This is a genomic window from Pseudomonas sp. SST3 (genome assembly GCF_003325755.1).
In genome coordinates this window covers 1-3,111 of the sequence record NZ_QORI02000190.1, presented here as the reverse complement: position 1 = coordinate 3,111, position 3,111 = coordinate 1, and the positions used below count along the sequence as shown (strand labels likewise).

Annotated in this window: 1 protein-coding gene and 3 pseudogenes; all 4 read right to left on the bottom strand. The window is 56.7% G+C overall.

The genetic code is table 11. From position 1 onward, the window contains the following. Window positions 1–6: 6 nt before the first annotated feature. Window positions 7–867, bottom strand: coding sequence for a F0F1 ATP synthase subunit gamma (gene atpG, locus DQ405_RS26340; protein WP_005792602.1), 861 nt, complete (start codon window positions 865–867; stop codon window positions 7–9). Between the two features lie 50 nt (window positions 868–917). Continuing rightward, window positions 918–2,465, bottom strand: a pseudogene (gene atpA, locus DQ405_RS26335) (F0F1 ATP synthase subunit alpha). A gap of 22 nt (window positions 2,466–2,487) precedes the next feature. Beyond that, window positions 2,488–3,026, bottom strand: a pseudogene (locus tag DQ405_RS26330) (F0F1 ATP synthase subunit delta). Between the two features lie 12 nt (window positions 3,027–3,038). After that, window positions 3,039–3,111 (bottom strand): annotated as a pseudogene (locus DQ405_RS26325) (F0F1 ATP synthase subunit B); the annotation flags it as partial.

The window sequence follows — 3,111 nt, the reverse complement described above, 5'->3', positions numbered from 1 at the left end:
AAACCGTTAAACCGCGGCAGCGCCGCCGACGATTTCCGAGATCTCTTGGGTGATCGCAGCCTGACGCGCCTTGTTGTAGATCAGCTGCAAATCGCTGATCAGATCACCGGCGTTATCGGTAGCGTTTTTCATCGCGATCATCCGCGCCGCTTGTTCAGCTGCGTTGTTCTCGACCACCGCCTGGTACACCTGCGACTCCACGTAGCGCACCATCAAGCCGTCAAGCAGCTCTTTGGCGTCTGGTTCGTAGAGGTAGTCCCAGTGGTGCTTGAGTTCCTGATCCGGGGTTGCCACCAGTGGAATCAATTGCTCCACGGTTGGCTGCTGGGTCATGGTGTTGATGAACTTGTTGGATACCACGGACAGGCGGTCAATCCGGCCTTCCAGGTACGCATCCAGCATCACCTTTACACTGCCGATCAAATCATTGATCGACGGCTCTTCACCCAGGTGGCTGATAGCTGCAACGACGTTACCGCCGAAGTTGCGGAAAAAGGCCGCACCCTTGCTACCAACAACACACAGATCGATCTCGACGCCGTTTTCGCGGTTTACCGCCATGTCCTTGACCAGGGCCTTGAACAGGTTGGTATTCAGACCACCGCACAAACCACGGTCACTGCTCACTACCACATAACCTGCACGCTTGACGGCGCGCTCGATCATGAACGGGTGGCGGTATTCCGGGTTGGCGTTGGCCAGATGCCCAATTACCTGGCGGATACGCTCCGCATAAGGACGGCTAGCAGCCATGCGCATTTGTGCCTTGCGCATTTTGCTGACCGCCACTTTTTCCATGGCGCTGGTAATTTTTTGCGTGCTTTTGATGCTCGCAATCTTACTGCGAATCTCTTTTGCGCCTGCCATGTAACACCTATCAGGTTAGCAAGCGGAAGCCTTGCGGCTCCCGCTGCGGCTTACCAGGTTTGGGTGGCCTTGAACTTCTCGATACCGGCTTTCATGCCAGCGTCGATATCGTCATTGAAGTCACCCTTCACGTTGATCTTCGCCATCAATTCGGCGTGATCGCGGTTGAAGTAAGCAATCAGCGCTTGTTCAAAGCTGCCGACCTTGGCGATTTCAACGTCGGTCAGGAACCCACGCTCAGCGGCATACAGCGACAACGCCATGTCAGCGATCGACATTGGGGCGTATTGCTTCTGCTTCATCAGCTCGGTAACGCGCTGACCATGCTCAAGTTGCTTACGGGTCGCTTCGTCCAGGTCAGAAGCGAACTGGGCGAATGCCGCCAGTTCACGGTACTGAGCCAGAGCGGTACGGATACCACCGGAGAGCTTCTTGATGATCTTGGTCTGAGCGGCACCACCCACACGGGATACCGAAACACCGGCGTTCACTGCAGGGCGGATGCCCGAGTTGAACATGGCCGATTCCAGGAAGATCTGACCGTCGGTGATGGAAAATCACGTTGGTCGGAACGAACGCGGAAACGTCGCCAGCCTGGGTTTCGATGATCGGCAGTGCGGTCAGGGAACCGGTTTTGCCGGTCACTGCGCCGTTGGTGAACTTCTCTACGTACTCTTCGGAAACGCGGGATGCGCGCTCCAGCAGACGGGAGTGGAGATAGAACACGTCGCCTGGGTAGGCTTCACGGCCTGGTGGACGGCGCAGCAGCAGGGAAATCTGGCGGTAAGCCACTGCTTGCTTGGACAGATCGTCATAAACGATCAGCGCGTCTTCACCGCGGTCGCGGAAGAATTCACCCATGGTGCAACCGGAGTACGGTGCCAGGAATTGCAGCGCAGGAGATTCCGAAGCACTGGCAGCCACGATGATCGTGTTGGCCAGGGCGCCGTTTTCTTCCAGCTTGCGAACTACGTTGGCGATGGTCGATTGCTTCTGACCGATGGCTACGTAGACGCAGAAAATGCCGCTGTCTTTCTGGTTGATGATCGCGTCGATGGCCAGAGCGGTTTTACCGATCTGACGGTCACCGATGATCAGCTCACGCTGGCCACGGCCGACCGGGATCATGGCATCGACAGCCTTGTAGCCAGTCTGTACAGGCTGGTCTACCGACTTACGCCAGATCACGCCTGGAGCAACTTTCTCGACCGCGTCGGTCTCGGTGTTGCCCAGTGGACCTTTACCGTCAACAGGGTTACCCAGTGCGTCGACTACGCGACCCAGCAGTTCCTTACCAACCGGAACTTCCAGGATGCGGCCTGTGCACTTGGCGCTCATGCCTTCAGCCAGACTGTGTATGCGCCCAATACAACGGCACCTACGGAGTCTTGCTCCAGGTTGAGGGCCATACCGTAGACGCCGCCCGGAAACTCGATCATCTCGCCGTACATGACGTCGGCCAGACCGTGAATCCGCACGATGCCGTCAGATACGCTACGACGACAGTGCCTTCGTTACGGGCTTGGGAGGTCACATCGAGCTTGTCGATGCGGCCCTTGATAAATTTCACTTATTTCGGAAGGATTGAGTTGCTGCAATTGCTCTGCTGCCCCTTCAAACTCAAGATTTCAATGCTTCGGCAAGTTTCGCGATTTTGCCGCGAATCGAGCCATCGATAACCAGGTCGCCGGCACGGATAACAACACCACCAATAAGCGATGCGTCCTCCGAAGCTTGCAGGCGCACTTCCCGATTGAGTCGTGCACTGAGAACCTTGGCGAGTTTGTCTTGCTGTTCTTGGTTCAATGCGAAAGCACTGGTCACTTCAAACGTCTACCGATTTCTCTGCTTCGGCCTTGTACAGGTCGAACAGAGCGGCGATCTCCGGCAATAGCGGGAGACGGTCGTTTTCGGCAATGACGTGGATGAAGTTCTGCACCTTCACATCAAACTTGTCGCCGCACACTTCAATAAAAGTGGCGGCCTTGTCTGCGCTCGTCAGGCGCGGGGCCTTGAGCACGCGCTGCATGGTGTCGTCTTGCGACACTGCTGCAGCCAGGCCGAGCATGGCTGACCAAAGAGGCCAGCTGCTGGTGGGCCTGGGCGTGCTCGAAGGCTGCCTTAGCGTAAGGTCGGGCCAACGTGGTCAGTTCTGCCATGATCGCCCTCGCTTAAATTTCAGCAGCCAGTTTGTTAAACCAGCTCCGCGTGCGCGTTTTGATCGATTGTGGCACCGAGGATCTT